Annotated in this window: 16 protein-coding genes, 1 rRNA gene and 1 pseudogene; 9 read left to right on the top strand and 9 right to left on the bottom strand. The window is 67.3% G+C overall.

All coding sequences use genetic code 11. The annotated features are described in order from the left end of the window. The 4 genes from rrf to AC1DS3_RS22900 all read left to right on the top strand — a co-directional run. Positions 1-87: ribosomal RNA gene (gene rrf / locus AC1DS3_RS22885) — 5S ribosomal RNA — on the top strand; the annotation flags it as partial. A 138-nt stretch (positions 88-225) separates the two neighbouring features. Further along, the gene (locus tag AC1DS3_RS22890; RefSeq protein ID WP_441638995.1) at positions 226-528 is read left to right on the top strand and encodes a GIY-YIG nuclease family protein; all 303 of its coding nucleotides are present in this window, start codon (positions 226-228) and stop codon (positions 526-528) included. 164 nt (positions 529-692) lie between these two features. Then, entirely contained in the window at positions 693-2,156 is a 1,464-nt protein-coding gene (locus AC1DS3_RS22895; protein ID WP_477128009.1) for a DegQ family serine endoprotease, read from the top strand. Positions 2,157-2,428: 272 nt separating this feature from the next. Next, positions 2,429-2,746, top strand: a complete 318-nt coding sequence (locus AC1DS3_RS22900; RefSeq protein WP_477128010.1) for a hypothetical protein — start codon at positions 2,429-2,431, stop codon at positions 2,744-2,746. Between the two features lie 229 nt (positions 2,747-2,975). On the opposite strand, the gene AC1DS3_RS22905 is transcribed toward AC1DS3_RS22900, so the two are convergent. The 5 genes from AC1DS3_RS22905 to AC1DS3_RS22925 form a co-directional block, all read right to left on the bottom strand. Continuing rightward, on the bottom strand, positions 2,976-4,550 hold the full coding sequence (locus AC1DS3_RS22905) for an MFS transporter (RefSeq protein WP_441638999.1): 1,575 nt from the start codon (positions 4,548-4,550) through the stop codon (positions 2,976-2,978). Beyond that, positions 4,547-5,035, bottom strand: coding sequence for a MarR family winged helix-turn-helix transcriptional regulator (locus AC1DS3_RS22910; protein WP_477128011.1), 489 nt, complete (start codon positions 5,033-5,035; stop codon positions 4,547-4,549). The genes AC1DS3_RS22905 and AC1DS3_RS22910 overlap by 4 nt, the downstream gene beginning before the upstream one ends. Before the next feature lie 115 nt (positions 5,036-5,150). After that, complete coding sequence (locus AC1DS3_RS22915; RefSeq protein ID WP_477128012.1) at positions 5,151-7,178, bottom strand: transglutaminase TgpA family protein; 2,028 nt, start codon at positions 7,176-7,178, stop codon at positions 5,151-5,153. Continuing rightward, positions 7,175-8,221: a DUF58 domain-containing protein gene (locus tag AC1DS3_RS22920; RefSeq protein ID WP_477128013.1), complete on the bottom strand. Its 1,047-nt coding sequence runs from the start codon at positions 8,219-8,221 to the stop codon at positions 7,175-7,177. Before AC1DS3_RS22920 ends, AC1DS3_RS22915 begins: the two co-directional genes overlap by 4 nt. Before the next feature lie 6 nt (positions 8,222-8,227). Further along, complete coding sequence (locus AC1DS3_RS22925; RefSeq protein ID WP_441639007.1) at positions 8,228-9,148, bottom strand: AAA family ATPase; 921 nt, start codon at positions 9,146-9,148, stop codon at positions 8,228-8,230. 284 nt (positions 9,149-9,432) lie between these two features. Between AC1DS3_RS22925 and AC1DS3_RS22930 the strand changes: the two genes are divergently transcribed. Continuing rightward, positions 9,433-10,203 (top strand): phytanoyl-CoA dioxygenase family protein, encoded by a 771-nt coding sequence (locus AC1DS3_RS22930; protein WP_441639009.1) that lies wholly within the window; start codon positions 9,433-9,435, stop codon positions 10,201-10,203. A gap of 13 nt (positions 10,204-10,216) precedes the next feature. Here the strand turns inward: AC1DS3_RS22930 and AC1DS3_RS22935 are convergent, their stop codons facing one another. Then, entirely contained in the window at positions 10,217-11,065 is an 849-nt protein-coding gene (locus tag AC1DS3_RS22935) for an IclR family transcriptional regulator (RefSeq protein WP_441639011.1), read from the bottom strand. 141 nt (positions 11,066-11,206) lie between these two features. On the opposite strand from AC1DS3_RS22935, the gene AC1DS3_RS22940 reads away from it, so the two are divergent. Further along, entirely contained in the window at positions 11,207-12,136 is a 930-nt protein-coding gene (locus AC1DS3_RS22940) for a LysR family transcriptional regulator (protein ID WP_150991598.1), read from the top strand. A gap of 162 nt (positions 12,137-12,298) precedes the next feature. Here AC1DS3_RS22940 and AC1DS3_RS22945 read toward each other — a convergent pair whose 3' ends face one another. Together AC1DS3_RS22945 and AC1DS3_RS22950 are read right to left on the bottom strand one after the other, a co-directional pair. Beyond that, positions 12,299-12,577 (bottom strand): hypothetical protein, encoded by a 279-nt coding sequence (locus AC1DS3_RS22945; RefSeq protein ID WP_253930380.1) that lies wholly within the window; start codon positions 12,575-12,577, stop codon positions 12,299-12,301. 209 nt (positions 12,578-12,786) lie between these two features. Further along, positions 12,787-13,356 carry a YggT family protein gene (locus tag AC1DS3_RS22950; RefSeq protein ID WP_441639014.1) on the bottom strand — a complete coding sequence of 190 codons (570 nt, stop codon included), beginning with the start codon at positions 13,354-13,356 and terminating at the stop codon, positions 12,787-12,789. 202 nt (positions 13,357-13,558) lie between these two features. Here AC1DS3_RS22950 and AC1DS3_RS22955 point away from each other — a divergent pair, with 202 nt between their 5' ends. The 3 genes and pseudogenes from AC1DS3_RS22955 to AC1DS3_RS22965 all read left to right on the top strand — a co-directional run. Next, positions 13,559-14,011, top strand: coding sequence for a MarR family winged helix-turn-helix transcriptional regulator (locus AC1DS3_RS22955; RefSeq protein WP_441639016.1), 453 nt, complete (start codon positions 13,559-13,561; stop codon positions 14,009-14,011). Between the two features lie 189 nt (positions 14,012-14,200). After that, a complete protein-coding gene (locus tag AC1DS3_RS22960; RefSeq protein WP_441639018.1) occupies positions 14,201-14,878 on the top strand; it encodes an outer membrane lipoprotein in 678 nt (225 codons plus the stop codon). A gap of 128 nt (positions 14,879-15,006) precedes the next feature. Next, positions 15,007-15,177: pseudogene (locus AC1DS3_RS22965) on the top strand (type 1 glutamine amidotransferase domain-containing protein); the annotation flags it as partial. On the opposite strand, the gene AC1DS3_RS22970 reads toward AC1DS3_RS22965, so the two are convergent. Continuing rightward, positions 15,146-15,537, bottom strand: a 392-nt coding sequence (locus tag AC1DS3_RS22970) for an AMP-binding enzyme (RefSeq protein WP_477128014.1), incomplete at its 5' end; no start/stop codon positions are given. The pseudogene AC1DS3_RS22965 and the gene AC1DS3_RS22970 sit on opposite strands and share 32 nt — an antisense overlap.

The raw sequence follows: 15,537 nt of genomic DNA on the forward strand, positions 1-15,537 counted from the left end.
ACCCCTTCCCATCCCGAACAGGACCGTGAAACGACTCCACGCCGATGATAGTGCGGATACCCGTGTGAAAGTAGGTAATCGCCAGGCTCTCCCTTGAAACCCCCCAGTACGAAAGTACTGGGGGGTTTTGCTTTTGCGGCTGCGGTTTGCGGCTGCGAAAAGTGATGGCAGCAAGCATAATTGCTGCTCCGGCCACCTTGTCGCCCCCTCTTTAGCTCATTTCGAATGCCAGCCGACGGCGAAGCCCCGTGGTTTCTTTACCTGCTCGAATGTGAGGGCAATACGATCTACACCGGGATTACCACGGACGTGGAGCGGCGCTTCGCCCAGCATCTGGCAGGAACGGGCGCTAAATATACGCGATCGCGCAAGCCCATCAGGATCCTGGGCTGGCAGCGCTTCGACAACCGCTCGCAAGCCTCAAAGGCTGAGGCGGCGGCGAAGCGGTTGACTTCCGCGCAGAAGCGGAGTTTTTGCGCGCAATTGACGACAGAGACGCACGATGCTCCAGCCGTCGATCCTGCTTGAGCATTACCCTCGTACCTTGAATGCCCCCGCATCGGTGACACCCTTCTTGATCCCGGCAGTGCCTTCTACGCTTCCTTAAGCCTGGTTTAAGGATCGGCCTTTAGGATGGTCCTGTCGCGTCCAGATAGCCCGGACGCCCGAGGTAACCAAGAAAGGAAAACGCCATGATTCGCCAGACGCTTGCACGCTCCGCCATTGGCATTGCTGCCCTGGCCGCTCTTGCCGGGGGCTATGCCTATCTGCAGAAGGAAGTGATCACGCCGGGATATGCCGCTCAGGCGCCCGTGACCGCCTCGGCCCAGCCGCTGGCCGTGGCCGCGCCCACAGACTTTTCGAGCATCGTGGACCAATACGGTCCGGCGGTGGTCAATATCAGTGTTACGGCGCGCGCCCAGCACGCTTCGGCGCAGGTGCCGCAGGGCATGGACCCGGATGATCCCCTGTTCCAGTTCTTCAAGCGCTTCGGCCCGCAATTCCAGGGACCGCAGAACGGCCAGCAGCAACTAGTGCGTGGCCTTGGCTCGGGCTTTATCGTCAGCCCCGACGGCCTGATCCTGACCAATGCGCACGTGGTGGACGGCGCCCAGGAGGTGACGGTCAAACTGACCGACCGCCGCGAATTCAAGGCCAAGGTGCTGGGCGCGGATGCGCAAACAGACGTCGCGGTGATCAAGATCGACGCCAAGAATCTGYCGACCGTGCGCCTGGGCGACCCCTCGCGCGTACGCGTGGGTGAGCCGGTGCTGGCCATCGGCTCGCCTTACGGTTTCGAGAATACGGTCACCGGCGGCATCGTCAGCGCGAAATCGCGCTCCTTGCCCGATGACACCTATGTACCGTTCATCCAGACCGATGTCGCCGTCAATCCCGGCAACTCGGGCGGCCCGCTGTTCAACCTGCGGGGCGAAGTGRTCGGCATCAATTCGCAGATCTACAGCCAGACCGGCGGTTACCAGGGGTTGTCGTTCTCGATTCCCATCGACGTCGCCACCAAGGTGCAGGCGCAACTGGTGGCGCATGGCAAGGTCACGCGCGGCCGCCTCGGCATCGGCGTGCAGGAGATCAACCAAGCCCTGGCGCAATCGTTCGGGCTGCCAAAGCCTAGCGGGGCGCTGGTCAACTCGGTGGAGCCGGACAGCCCGGCCGCCAAGGCTGGCCTCAAGCCGGGCGACGTGATCGTGCAGCTTGGCAACGACGTGATCGACCATTCGGGCGACTTGCCAGAGCATGTGGCCGACATCGCGCCGGGCACGCAGACTTCGCTGAAGGTGATCCGCAAGGGCGAGCCCCTGACCCTGACGGTGAAGGTCGGCACGGCCAAGGATGTGGCAGTCGCTGGCAAGTCCCCCGCCAACGACGCCGGCGGCAAGCTTGGCCTGGCGGTTCGCCCGCTGAGCCCGACCGAGAAGCGCGACAGCGGGATTGAGGGCGGGCTGGTGGTCGAAGATGTCGCAGGCCCGGCGGCCAAGGTTGGCATCCAGCCGGGTGACGTCATCTTGTCCATCAACGGCACGCCAATTAGCTCGGCGGAGCAGTTGCGGGCCCTGGTAGCGAAGTCCGGCAAGCAGGTTGCACTGCTGGTGCAACGCGACGATGCCCGTATCTTTATCCCTCTGGACCTGGGTTAACGGCAAAGTCAGCCACGGAGATAGCCAGGGAGTTAACCGCGAAGTTAACCCCCGAGTTAACCTCGGCATAAATGGCGGGCGGGCCGGTGCGAAGGTATGCGTGTCGGCCCGCCAAGCCTTAGTGGACGCCGAATTCCGGTGCAATAGGGCTGCCAGAACGCGCGGTAACAGGTATCATCTCGACTGCGAAGCAGGACACGCAGCAATGGCCTTGACCATCCCGGGCCATTAATGCGAAATTGTCCTGCAGACTCGATGACACAAGGAAGTCTATGCAGTTGGATTTCACCCGCGCGTCCGCGACCACGGGTACCGAGAGAGCGCGGCGCCTGCCGCAAGCCTCGCCCACCCCGCGCCGACGCAAGAAAGCCGAAGCCCCGCACTGGGAGCGTGGCTACCGTTCGCATTTCTACCGCAATGAGCRCGGCGAGAAACTGGGCGAAGTTCGCCTGTCCGATCGCGGCGACATGCCGGTGGTCTATCACTGGGCCGCAGGCAATTACTCCGGTGCGGAGGGCTCGCTCGCTCACGCCCGCATGCGCGTGGAAGAAACCATCGGCTTTGGCATGCGCCAGCTAGCACTGTTCTGACTAGAGCCGATTCATTAGCCGACCCGACGCTTTCTCGGAAAGCGACCGCCGCGCGCGCCCCGCGCCGCGACTCCCCGGAGCGATCCGCTCCGGCAAGCCAGCCAGATTCAGCCAGATTTAGCAGATCCAACGCGCTGCTCAGCCCCTCGGGCCGACACTGCGTAGCCTGTGCGGCAGACAGATCTGCCCGCGCCCGGCATCCAACTCCCAGTCTTGCAGCAAGCGCACGTCAATCGAGACGGCGTTGCGCCAGCATAAAGACAGCAGCCGTCAGGGCAAGCGCCGCGATCAGCCGATACAGATCCTCGCAGGCAATCAACCTGGCCTGCGTATCCAGCAGGCCGGCAAGCTGCGCCAGCGCGGCCTGATAGGCATGGCCAGGATCCAGCCCGCGCGCGCTCAAGGCTGCCTGAGCCGCCGCCATCCACTGCTGCGTCTGCGCCGTGTGCTGGCCAAGGGCGCCGGTCAGGCTCGTGTGCACCGCGAACTGCCGGTTCTGCAAAAGCACGGCGCCGAGCGCAGACGCGAAGGACGCGGCGATCTGGCGCAGCAGGTTCTTGCTGCGGTAGCCGTGGGCGAAATCGTCGCCGGCCAGCGAACGGAAGGTGAGGCCGGCAATCGGGATGATGACCATCACGCCAAACAGGCCCTTGCCCACCAGCCCCCACGCCAGCGCCGGCGGGCCGGCGTTGGGCGGCATCGACGAAAACCACCACGCGGCCCCGGCCATCAGCAGCAGGCCGCTTGCCATCAGCGGCTTCTTGTGCGGCAGATTTGGCGCCACGCGCAGGTAGACGAAGATCCCGGCCAGGCTGACCGTGGCGGCGAAGGTGTTGAGCCAGCCGGTGGTCGCCAGCGGCAGCCCGAGTGCTTGCTCGGCGTAGATCGGGAACACGTAGCCGCTCAGGTTGCTGATCAGGTAGTAAACAAAATACATGGCCAGCCCGGTCAGGTAGACCGGATTGCGCAGCGCGCGCAGATGGAGCACCGGCGTGCTGTGATGCCATTGCTGCCAGAGAAATCCCATCAGCAGTCCGACACCCGCCACACAGATCAGCGCCAGCCGCAGCGGGTGCGAGAAGATATCGAAGCGCGCCTCCGTCATGGCGGCCTGCAGGGTCACCACCGCCGCGCCGAACAGCAGCAGCGGGCCCAGCGCTGGGCCGGGATCGTCCTCGCGCGGTTCGGCATCCGGCAGTAGCAGCCACGCCCCCAGCGTTGCCAGCGCGGCGAAGGGCAGCACGCCGTAGAACAGGTCCTGCCACACGCCGCGCTCGATCAACTCAGCTGCCATGGCGGGCGCCAGCGCGGAGGCGGCAAAGATCCCCAGCATGAAGATGCGCGAAGCGCGCGGCCGGTCGGCCGGCGCGAACATCACATTGACCAGGATGCGGCAGCTGGTAAACAGCGCCCCGCCGCCCACGCCCTGCACAAAGCGCGCGCCCACCAGTTGCGGCAGCGAATGGCTGGTGGCCGCCGCCAGCGTGCCCGCCATGAAGATCAGCAGCGCGCCGGTGAGGTAGTAGCGATAGCCAAAGCGCTGCGCCAGCCATTGCTGCTTGAGGATCATCAACATGCTGCCCACCGCGTACGCGGCCTGGACCAGGGCGAAGCTGCGCGGATCGGCATCGACGCCGCCAACGATATGGCTCGATGCGAACACGAACATGATGTTCTCAAGGAACTCCACCGAGGTGGCCAGCGCGAGCAACAGCATCACCAGGGTCTGGCGCTGCCGGCGGCTGAGCAGGCGCAGCCACCGCAGCCCGAGCCGCAGTGGCCGTAAGGCAGACACGGTTTTCATGGTTCCAGCGTCAGCAGGTTCTGATGCATCCGGTTGAGCGCGCGCGTGGATGCGGCCAGGCCGCTTTCGCCTACCGGCCCCCAGGCCTCGGCGTAGGCCGCATGCACGGCCGGGGCGGTACGCTCCAGCATGCGGTGGCCGGCGGCGGTCAGTACCAGCTCGGTGCTGCGGCGGTCCTGCGCCGAGGCGTGCCGGCGCACCAGGCCGCGCGCTTCGAGGCCGTCCATCAGCCGGGTCATCTGCGTGCGCGTGGCGTCGAGCGTGATGCCGAGCTCGGACGGCAGGCTGGGCTGGTTGTCGTCGGTGGCGAGCAGGCTGATGGCGAGGTATTGCTGAAGGTMCAGCTCGAAAGGCGCTAGCGCGCGATCGATGTGGCTGCGCAGCAGGCGTGCGGTGCGCATGAGCAGCCGGGAAGCCAGGATCAGGTCGCGCGGCGCTTCCGGATGGCCCGCGCAGAAGCGGTCAATGCGGTCTTCGAAGGACATGGCGGGGAGTCAGGTGATGCCGGGGCAACTGGTCCGATCCGGCAATATAATTACAAACGTAATTATATCATCTGAAACAAACCAAGGCGCCGATGCCCTCCGGTGCCCGTTGCATTCAGCGCGCAAGGTGACGGCAAAGCCGCCGCAGCGCTTGGCGCAGCCCGGCAAGCTCGGCCGAGCGCTGCGCCGGCGCCAAGCGGCCGTAGCGCAGCCTGGTGTAGCGATCGCTGAAGTCCTGCACTGCCAGCGCGGCAGCCGGGAGGGCGCGGGCGGCCCGCGCTGCAAAATCTTGCGGCCCTTCGGACGGCGCGCGCACGCAACCGCGGTGTGCCAGCTGGCGGCAGAAGCGTGCGTAGGCGGCTTGCACCGGATCGATCCGGCGGCGCTTGAGCACGAGCGGCAGGAGCGCCAGCAGGCTCAGCGCCGCCAGTCCGCCCAGCAGGACTTGCGGCACGCTGTCACCGATGCCGAGCTGCCGCATCAGCCGCGCCTGCTGGCCGCGATCGTATTGCAATACCCAGCGCTGCCAGGTGTAGACCATGCCGTCCATGCCCCAGCGCAGGTTCCGCAGCCAGCCCGGGTCTCGCATCGCGCGCAGCGCTTCGATCTCGCTGGCCTCCAGCGCGGCGTCGATGCCGCGCTCGACCCGGCTTGGCGCCACCGCGCTGGTGGGATCGACGCGCACCCAGCCGCGTCCCTCGAGCCAGATTTCCGCCCATGCATGGGCGTCGGCCTGCCGCACGATGTAGTTGCCGCCAATGGGGTTGTACTCGCCGCCGAGATATCCTGTGACCACGCGCGCCGGCACGCCTGCCGCGCGCATCAGGAACACGAAGCTGCTGGCGTAATGCTCGCAAAAGCCGCGTCGCGCGTCGAACAGGAAACTGTCGACCTGCTCGTGGCCAAGCGGCGAAGGCGAGAGCGTGTAGCTGAACGGCGCAGCGGCAAACAGCCGCAGCGCGGCCTGCACCCGCTGGGCGGGATCCGGGTATTGCTCGGCCCACGCGGTGGCGAGCGCCCGCGTGCGCGGGTTGCCCGGTGGCAGCGCCAGCGCCAGCTCTCGCGTCGCCAGATCGAGCGGCTGCGCCGCGRCCGGAGCCGAACGCGCGCGGTAGCGCAAGCGCCGGTCCACCGGGTCGCGCGTAAAAAACTCACCGTCGGCATTGATCACCGCGCCGGCGCCGGGGGCAATCGCCTGGCCACGGTCGAGCAGGAACAGCCACGCGTGCTGGTTAGGCTCCAGCGTGACGCTGTAGTTGACGATCCCGTTGGCCGAGGCGTTGCCAGCCGCCTCGCCGGCCCCGGCATCCGCAGTCGTGTCGTCGGCCGCCGGCAAGCCCGGCGCCGGCTGCGCGCGCCGCTGCCGCAGGGGCGATGGCCGCCAGGTCTGTCCATCGAACTGCCACAGCACCAGCGCGCGCCAGTACAGGGCGCTGGCCGGCAACGGACCGCCTTGCACGTCGGCGCGCAGTGCGACTTCGGTCGACTGGGTGAGCCGGCTCACGCTGCCCGGGCTCATGGTGTCGCTGATGCCGGTAGTGGCCACGGCCTCGGCTTGCGGCAGCCGCCACAGTGGATGATCCAGGCGCGGGAACAAGACAAAGAGCAGCAGCGCCCAGGGCAGCCCGATCAGGGTCAGGCGGCCGAGCAACGGCCACACGGCAAGATAGCCGCGTGCCTCGGGATGCCCCAGGAAGAGCCAGTTGCGCAGCAGCCAGGCGGCAATGGCAAGGCTGTACAAGGCCAGCCAGAACGGCTGGTCGAACAGGTACAGGCTCAGCAGCAGGTAAAAACACAGCTGGGTAACCAGTGTGGCATCGGCCAGCACCCGGCACTCCAGCAATTTGAGCACGACGAAGGCGCCCAGCAGCGCCACCGACAGGTCGCGCCCCATGTTGCCGCCGGCCTGCCAGACCAGTGCGGCGGCCACCAGCATCACCAGCCCCGCGATGATCCCGAGCATCAGGCGCGAGGGCAGCGGCGCGCGCTGGTGCCACAACAGCCAGCGCCACGCCAGCAGCAAGACCAGCAAGACGCTGATGGTCACCGGCAGGCTGCGCGCCTGCGGCGCGAGCACCAGTGCCAGCTGGCCCAGCAGCAGGCCATGCTCTTCGTGCGCAAGGGGGCGCGGTGGCAGCTTCACGGTGTGCTTTCCGGCGGGGCTTGACCGGCGCGTCCCGGCCACAGGGCCAGGGCTTCGAGGCAGGCGCGGCGATGCGCGCCGCCGCGGCCGGGCGGGATCTCGACCCCGGGCAGCCGCAGGCCGGTTTCCATGCTGTCGCCCGCGGCCACCACCCAGGCGCACAKGCGCGATAGCCGCGCCTCGAGGCCGAGCTGTTGCGGCAGGGCCTGCCAGTCCAGCYAGCAGGTCGGCAGGCTGCCGGCCTCGCCGGTGCGGCTCAGCCAGCGGCCGGTACGCGCGCTATGTTTCCAGGCGATGCGGTGCAGCGGATCGCCGCTGCGGTAGCGCCGCAACTGATCCGTGCCATCGTCAGAAGGCAAGGACGCTGCGCCATCGTCGTCGGGCTGCGCGGCAAAAGGCAGCGGCGGCGCGCCAGGTTCCGGCCTTGGGTAGACCAGCGCGGCCAGCGGCAGGTCGGCATAGCTCCACACCCGGAACAGGCCCAGCGGAAAACGGCTCGAGAGCGTGACGCGCGGCAGCGCCAGCCAGCCGCGCTGGCTGGTGGGCATGTGCAAGGTCAGCTGGCCGGTGGCATCCCGTGCCAGGCTCAGGCGGGCAGGCAGCGCGCCGGCCTGGGCCGGCAGGCTCGCCTCCACGCCGATGCGTACTGGCGCGTTGCTGCCTGAAATGCGCAGGCTGAATGCGGCTGGCTCGCCGGCAAAGGCTGGCGCCGCGCTGACAGCGGCCACTGTCATGTCGAGCAGGTTGCGGTATGCCTGCCACATGCAGGCCATGCCGATGCCGCCGAGCAGGAAGGTGAKGGCGAAGCCCAGGCTGATGTTGTAGTTCAGTGCCGTCAGCAGCATGGCCATCAGCAAGACCGCGAAGCCTAGGCCGGCCCGGGTGGGCAGGATATACAGGTGGCGGCGGTCGAGCGTTACCACGCCTTGCCGGGGGGCGCGCCGGCGCTGCAGCCAGGGTGGCGACGCCCATGCCTGCCGCTTGGGGCCAGGCGCGGCCGGAGATGCCGTGCCCGACGAGGAAAACGGCCGGCTGCGCGCCATCGGGCGTCAGGGAATGGCCACATCGGCCAGCAGGCGGGCAAGCCCCTCCTGGCCACCGCCGGCTGGGCCGGATGGCAGCAGCCGGTGGCCCGCCACTGGCATGAAGACCGCTTGCACGTCTTCGGGCAGCACGCTGTCGCGCTGGTGCAGCAGCGCCCAGGCGCGCGCGCAGGCCAGCAGCGCCAGGCCTGCCCGCGGCGACAACCCGGCGGCAAAGGCGGAGTGCGCGCGCGTGGCCTGCACCAGGGCCAGGGCGTAGTCCACCAGCGCCGGGCCGGCATAGACCTGGGCCGCGGCCTGCTGCAGCGCGGCCACCTGCGCTGCATCCATCACCGGGGTGCCGGCCGCGGGGGCTGCCCCGCCGAGGTAGAGCACGCGCTCGAAGGCCGGATCGGGATAACCCAGCGACAGGCGCATGGTGAAGCGGTCGAGCTGGGATTCGGGCAAGGCGTGCGTGCCGATCTGGTCCAGCGGATTCTGCGTGGCGATGACGAAGAACGGGGACGGCAAGGCATGAGTGACGCCGTCGTGGGTGACCTGTCCCTCGGCCATCGCCTCCAGCAAGGCGCTCTGCGTCTTGGGGGTGGCGCGGTTGATCTCGTCGGCAAGCACCACCTGCGCGAACACGGGGCCGCGGTGGAAGCGGAATTCCGCGCTGTCGCGCACGAAGACGGAGACGCCGATCAGGTCGGCGGGCAACAGGTCGCTGGTGAACTGCACGCGCTGGAACTGCAACCCCAACGTGCGCGCCAGCGCGTGGGCGAGCGTGGTCTTGCCCACGCCCGGCAGGTCCTCCAGCAGCAGATGGCCACGTGCCAGCATGCAGGCCAGCGCCAGCCGGATCTGCCGGGGCTTGCCCAGGACGATGCGGCCAAGCTGGGCTTCCGCCTCGGAGAGCGATGCGACGATGCGTGGGCGAGCTGTCACGTGAAGCCTGCGGGTCGGGGGGAGAACCCGGCCATTGTAGCGGCGCGCGCAGGCGCGGGAACAGTCTGTTTGCGCACGCAACGGGCACCCGACACACGCGGGGCGCGCCGATTCGCCCGGCTTCTGGCATTATCGAAGCTGTMGGCCCAGCCAACCCCTCATCCGCTGCAATGAACTCCCCGCTTGCTGTCCCGCCGGGTGCCGCTTCCAAAGTGGCTTCCACGGCTTCCAAGGTTTCCACCGCTTCTGCCACCCCTGCGGCCATCGCCCCGACCGCCGCAGACTTGAACGAACTCAACCGCGCCTTTCACGCAGACGGCTATATCGTGCTGCGCGGCTTTGCCCCGCCCGCGGTCTGCGGCCAACTCGAGCAGGTCGCACGCGCGCAACTGGCCGCGGCCGCGGCGCCGGTCGAATATGAAGCCGAGCTAGGCTATCCCGGCGCGCCCGCAAGCCGCGATGCCGTCGGAGGGGCCACGGTGCGGCGCTTGCGCCAGGCCTATGGGCGCGACGATGCATTCCGTGCATGGGCCGCCGATCCCGCAGTGACGCAGGTGGTCGCGACCTTGCTGGGCGAGCCGGTGCGCCTGACTCTCGCTCACCACAACTGTGTGATGACCAAGCATCCGCACTATGGCAGCCAGACCGGCTGGCACCGTGATACCCGCTACTGGTCATTTGCCCGCCCGGAGCTGGTGACGGTGTGGCTGGCGCTGGGCAGGGAGGATGAGAGCAACGGCGTGCTGCGCGTGATTCCCGGCTCGCACACCGTCGCGCTCGAACCCGGCCAGCTCGATGCGGCCGAATTCCTGATCGAGTCGCATCCGGCCAGCCAGGCCATGCTGCAAGGCGTGCGGCCGCTGGCCCTGGAGCGCGGCGACGTGCTGCTGTTCGACAGCCGGCTGTTTCACAGCGCGGGCCAGAACGTTTCCGAGGCGGTCAAGCTGTCGGTCGCCTTCGCCTACCACGGTGCCAGCAACCATCCGCTGCCGGGCACCCGCTCGGCTGAGTTCGGCAGCGTCGAGCTGCCTGCGCCGGCAACGGCCACACGCTAACCGCGCTGGCGCATCAGCTCCGCAGGCTGATCAGGTTCGAGATTTTCTCGGAGGCGGCCAGCAGCGGCGGCAGGAAGCTGCTGGCCATGTCGTCGGCGCTGGTGCGGTTGGCCTGGCCGCTGATATTGATGGCGGCGATGACCTGGCCGGCACGGTTGCGGATCGGCGCGGCCAGCGAGACCAGCCCTTCTTCCAGTTCCTGGTCGTTTTGGGCCCAGCCGCGCGTGCGGATGCCAGCGATGATGGCCTTGAGCTCGGCGGGGTCGGTGACGGTGCGGCTGGTACGGGCGCGCAGTTCGCTGGCGCCCAGCACCCGGTCGAGCTCCTCAGGCGGCAGGCCGGCCAGCAGCACGCGGCCCATCGACGAGCAATAGGCCGGAAGCCGGCTGCCAATGGACAGGTTGATCGTCATGATCTTGCGCGCCGGCACCCGCAGCACATAGACAATCTCGGTGCCGTCCAGCACGGAGATCGAGCAGCTTTCATGCACCTCCTGCGACAACGCCTCCATGATCGGCTCGGCCAGATTCCAGAACGGCATCGAGGTCAGGTAGGCGAAGCCCAGGTCGAGGATCTTGGGCGTCAGGCGGAACAGGCGGCCATCGGCGCGCACATAGCCCAGGCCGACCAGGGTCAGCAGAATGCGCCGCGCGCCGGCGCGGGTCAGGCCGCTGGCCTGCGCGATCTCGCTCAGCGTCTGGGCGGGGTGCTGCGCGTCAAAGGCACGGATGACCGAGAGCCCGCGTGCAAAGGACTGCACATAGGTATCGCTCGGCTTCTCCGGGCCCGGCGCGGCGGCGGGCGCCACGGAAGCATCCGTGGCCGGGTGGTCGGAATTGTCGGGAGCGGCAGGGCTGGCCATCGGTTGGTTCGGCTGATTGCCGAATACACACGGAAAGGCCGAAAGGGTAGAGGAAATGCGGCGCGCGCGCCAGTGGCGCACCCGCTGCGCGCATAATGTCGCGCGTTTGGGAAACATAGCTTGTAAAGGAAACATCGCCTGGTGAACGAGACAATCCAGTGGAACGATTGGGAAGCCTTCTGCTGCGTGGTGGAGCAAGGCACTTTCACGGCTGCGGCGGAGCAGCTCGACTGCCCCAAGTCCCGGGTCTCGGCGGCGGTGGCGCGGCTCGAGTCGGCCATCGGCTCGAAGCTGCTCCAGCGCACGACCCGGCGCATGCGCCTGACCGATGCCGGCAGCGCGGTGTACCGCGACGTGGCGCCCTTGTTTGCGCGGCTGCGTGAGATCCGGCAGGAAACACTGGCGCGCGAGGAGCGGGTGCAAGGCGTGCTGCGCATCGCCGCGCCGTACGAGTTTGGTGCCCAGCAACTGGGCGGCGTGATCTGCCGCACGCTGGCGGCCCACCCGGCACTGGACGTGAAGGTGGAGATCTCGCAAGGCATGGTCGATCCCATTCGTGACGGATTCGACGTTGCCTTTGTCGCGGTCGATGCCGACCTGCCCGATTCCGGGACCGTGGCGCGGCGCATCTATCACGTGGAGCGCGGCCTGTTCGCGGCGCCGGCGCTGGCCGCCGGCCTGCCGCTGCAACTGCAGCCCGAAGACCTGGCCAACCTGCCGACCCTGACCACGCCTGGTGACGGCATGTGGGAATTTACCCGCGATGGCGAGCGCGTGGCGGTACCGATCCGGCCGCGCATGCAGACCGCCAACGCCGAGCTGCGGCTGCAGGGCGCCCTGGCCGGCCTTGGCATTGCCCGGCTGTCGCTGATCTATTGCGAAGCGGAAGTCGCCCAGGGACGGCTGGTGAAGGTGCTGCCGGATTACCCGCCGCCACCGCTGCGGGTCTTTGCCTTGCTGCCTGATCGCCGGCTGCAACCGCGCAAGGTACGCGTCTTCATGGAGGCGGTGGAAGCCATGATGGCCTCCGAACTGCAGGACCGAAACGACGCAGCCGCGCCCGGCCCGTGAGGGCTGGCGCGGCTGTGGGGGTCATTGCGGCTGGGGTGGGCGGCTGGCAGGCCTGCCCATGTCCGCGCTGACAATGTTGCTCACACCGTGAGCACTTGCTGACTATCTCTGACTATCTAACTCTAACTGTCTCTTCCACACCTGGCGAATGCCAGGTTGCGCTCAGGCGCCGTCGCTGAAGCTGCTGCGCGGCTCGTTCACGCCGCGAGCGCCGTCGGTGTACGGGTCACGCGGGCCGCTGCGGGCGCCATCGGTGAACGGGTCGCGCGGGCCGTTGCGGGCACCGTCGGTGAACGCGTCGACTGTGCGGCCGATGCTGCCATCGAGGCGGGCCAGGTCGGAAACCGGCGTGCTGGCGTGCGCGGAGGCGGCGGCCATCGACAGGCCGATGGCGCAGAGGAGGGAAACGGCGAGGGTGCGGGTTTGTGCGAGGGTCTTCATGATGCTTTTCTTCCTTCAGGCATATCGTGGTGTGTTCCACGTTGGCTGTAATGTATGCCTACATCTGCCCAGGAAAAAGCGTCAATCACCAAAACACTGTTCGTCACTATGGACAATGCCCCGGGCGTGGGCCCGGGGCATTCACAAGCATCCCTTGCCGGCGGGGCCTTCAAAGACCTTCAGATGTCTTCAGGTGCCTTTAGAGGTCTTCAGAGGCCAAATCGCGCGCCGAACAATCCCGCGCCAAGGCGGGCAATGATCATCAGCAGGATCTGCGCGATCACGAAAAGCGCCAGCGGCGAGATATCGAAGCCGCCCAGGCGCGGAATGACCCGGCGGATCGGGCGTAGCAGCGGCTCGGTCAGGTGGTTGATGGCGGGTGTGACGGGTGAGTGCGGGTTGACCCACGACAGAACCGCCATCAGCAGCGTGACCCACATCACCATGCTGATGCCCCACTTCAGCACATTGAGCACGGCGATCAGCAGGACCAGCGGCAGGTAGGTCAGCGGGTCGGCGCCGGAGACCAGCAGCACCAGCAGCAGGAACGCCAGGGCGGTCAGCCAGGCGCCGATCACGGTGGCCCAGTCGATGCCGCCAAGGCCGGGGATGAACCGGCGCAAGGGCCGCACCAGCCAGTCGGTGACCTGGAATACGCCTTGCGAGACGGGATTGCGCGTGGGCAGCCGTGTCCATTGCATCCACAGGCGCAACAGCAGCGCCATGCCGAACAAGCTGAAGACGGTATCGAGCAGGAAAAGGGCGATTTCCGAGAACATCGGTTTCGATTCCGGTGGAAGTGTGATGTCGGCAGTCAGGAGTGTCTGCGAACGCACAGATTCTGCCATACCCGCATCGGCGCAGGTCGAAACCCTGGCCTGGCCCCGGAACCTGGCACTGCCGCACGTCCGCGGAACCGCCTGGGGCAGCCCCTATAATGAGCGTCGAGCCAAGTTCCCCAGCGCCCAGACGCTGCCCCCTATGACCCGCCAGCCTGCCGCATCCAAATCCCCGCTTGCCAAGCAGGATTTCGAGGCATTATCCGATTTTCGCTACCAACTACGGCGTTTCCTGCGGTTTTCAGAAGATGCCGCCCAGGGCGAAGGGCTGACCGTGCAGCAATACCTGCTGATGCTGCATATCCGCGGCTGTGCCGGCAAGGACTGGGCATCGATCGGCGAGCTCGCCGAGCGCTTGCAGGCCAAACAGCACGGCGTGGTCGCGCTGGTCAATCGCTGCGAGGCGGCCGGGCTGGTCAAGCGCAAGGCCAACCCGGACGACCGCCGCATTGTCGAGGTCCACCTGATGGCCAAGGGCGAGCGCTTCCTTAACCGGCTGGCCATGCTGCACCGGAGCGAGCTGGAATCGCTGCGTGGCACCTTTCGCGTGGCACGCCTCACGGCCTTCAACGACGACGGCGCGGAGCGCGCCTGAGCACCCAAGAAGCAATCCTGAAGCGTTCCTGAAGCGTTCCTGAAGCGGGAAATCGGCTTTTTTCAACCCGGCAGGCATTCCCCGTTACAGGCAGTTACCAATCACAAGCCTCGGTGACACCCGAGGCGCTCCTGCGGCTCTAGACTCGCGCGCATTCCCACACGCGTTGCTACCGCAGGAGTTTTCCCGATGCCTTTCCCTTCTTTCCCCCTTCGTACCGCCGCGCTTGCCTTGCTTGCAGCGGGTGCCCTGGCCGGCTGTGTGAGCGCGCCATATGGCGGCGGGTATGGTGGCTACGGGGCCTACGGCAATTCGGGCACGTACGGCAGCAGCACGCAGGCGGGTGGCGCTTACCCCGTGGCCTATCCGCAGCAGGGCTACCAGCAACCCGCTTACCCGCAGGCCGACTACCCGCAATCGGGCTACCCGCAGGCGCCGGTACAGGAGAGCTATCCGCAACAGGGTTACCCGCAAGCTGGCTATCCCCAGCCGAGCCAGCCGCAAGCCGCCTACGGCAACGATGCCTACGGCGTGCGCTATGGCCAGGTTGAATCCATCGAGATGTTGCCGGGACAGCCGGCTAGCGGCGGCGTCGCCGGTACGTTGATCGGCGGCATGGTTGGCGGCCTGCTCGGCCACCAGGTCGGCGGCGGCCGGGGCAATACGGTTGCGACCATCGGCGGCGCGGTGGTCGGCGCGGTGGCCGGCAACGAGGTGGAGAAGCGCACCAACACGGCACCGCCCGCGTACCGCATCCGCGTGCGCACCACCGACAACGGCTACCTCACGGTGACCCAGTCGACGCCGTACAACCTGCGCAACGGCGACCGGGTCAAGGTGCAGAACGGCGTGGCAATGCCTTACTGACGATGGGGTTGCCCGGATCTTCAGCTTCTATTGTCTAAGGGTGTTAGGGCTCCCGGGCGGTGAGGCGGCCGCGCATAGCGCACCGCTTCCTCGCCGGGCGCCGTTCATCCCGCAGCAAGAAGCACAGCATGAAGATCCTGATGGTTCTGGCCTCGCATGACCAGTTGGGCGATATCGGCAAGAAAGCCGGCTTCTGGCTCGAAGCGTTTGCCTCACCCTACCATGTGTTCCGCGATGCCGGGGCAGGCATCACGCTGGCCTCGCGGCCTACAGGCCCGCCCCGAACAAGCCCGCGTAATCCTCGCGCAATTGCCGCTTGAGCAGTTTGCCGGCGGTGTTGCGCGGCAGGTCGGGCACGAACACGATGCGCTTGGGCACCTTGTACGGGGCCAGCGCGGCGCGGGCATGGGCAAGCAGCGCCTCCTCCTCAGCGCGCGTCTCGCGCTTGAGCACCACGCAAGCCGCCACGGCTTCCACCCACTTGGGGTGCGGCAGCGCGAAGACGGCGACTTCCGCCACGGCTTCATGCTGGTACAGGCACTCCTCGACTTCACGGCTGGATACCAGCACGCCGCCGGAATTGATCACGTCCTTGATGCGGTCCACCACATACAGATAGCCGCCCTCGTCCATATAGCCCAGGTCGCCCGAGTGGAACC

It is taken from the genome of Cupriavidus sp. 01L46 (assembly GCF_056399905.1).

Excerpts from the sequence above, each read along its gene's own strand:
- AC1DS3_RS22945 (WP_253930380.1), bottom strand. The coding sequence starts at position 12,577 with ATGAAGACCCTCGCACAAACCCGCACCCTCGCCGTTTCCCTCCTCTGC.
- AC1DS3_RS22905 (WP_441638999.1), bottom strand. The coding sequence starts at position 4,550 with ATGAAAACCGTGTCTGCCTTACGGCCACTGCGGCTCGGGCTGCGGTGG.
- AC1DS3_RS22890 (WP_441638995.1), top strand. The coding sequence starts at position 226 with ATGCCAGCCGACGGCGAAGCCCCGTGGTTTCTTTACCTGCTCGAATGT.
- AC1DS3_RS22955 (WP_441639016.1), top strand. The coding sequence starts at position 13,559 with ATGACCCGCCAGCCTGCCGCATCCAAATCCCCGCTTGCCAAGCAGGAT.
- AC1DS3_RS22960 (WP_441639018.1), top strand. The coding sequence starts at position 14,201 with ATGCCTTTCCCTTCTTTCCCCCTTCGTACCGCCGCGCTTGCCTTGCTT.
- AC1DS3_RS22935 (WP_441639011.1), bottom strand. The coding sequence starts at position 11,065 with ATGGCCAGCCCTGCCGCTCCCGACAATTCCGACCACCCGGCCACGGAT.
- AC1DS3_RS22950 (WP_441639014.1), bottom strand. The coding sequence starts at position 13,356 with ATGTTCTCGGAAATCGCCCTTTTCCTGCTCGATACCGTCTTCAGCTTG.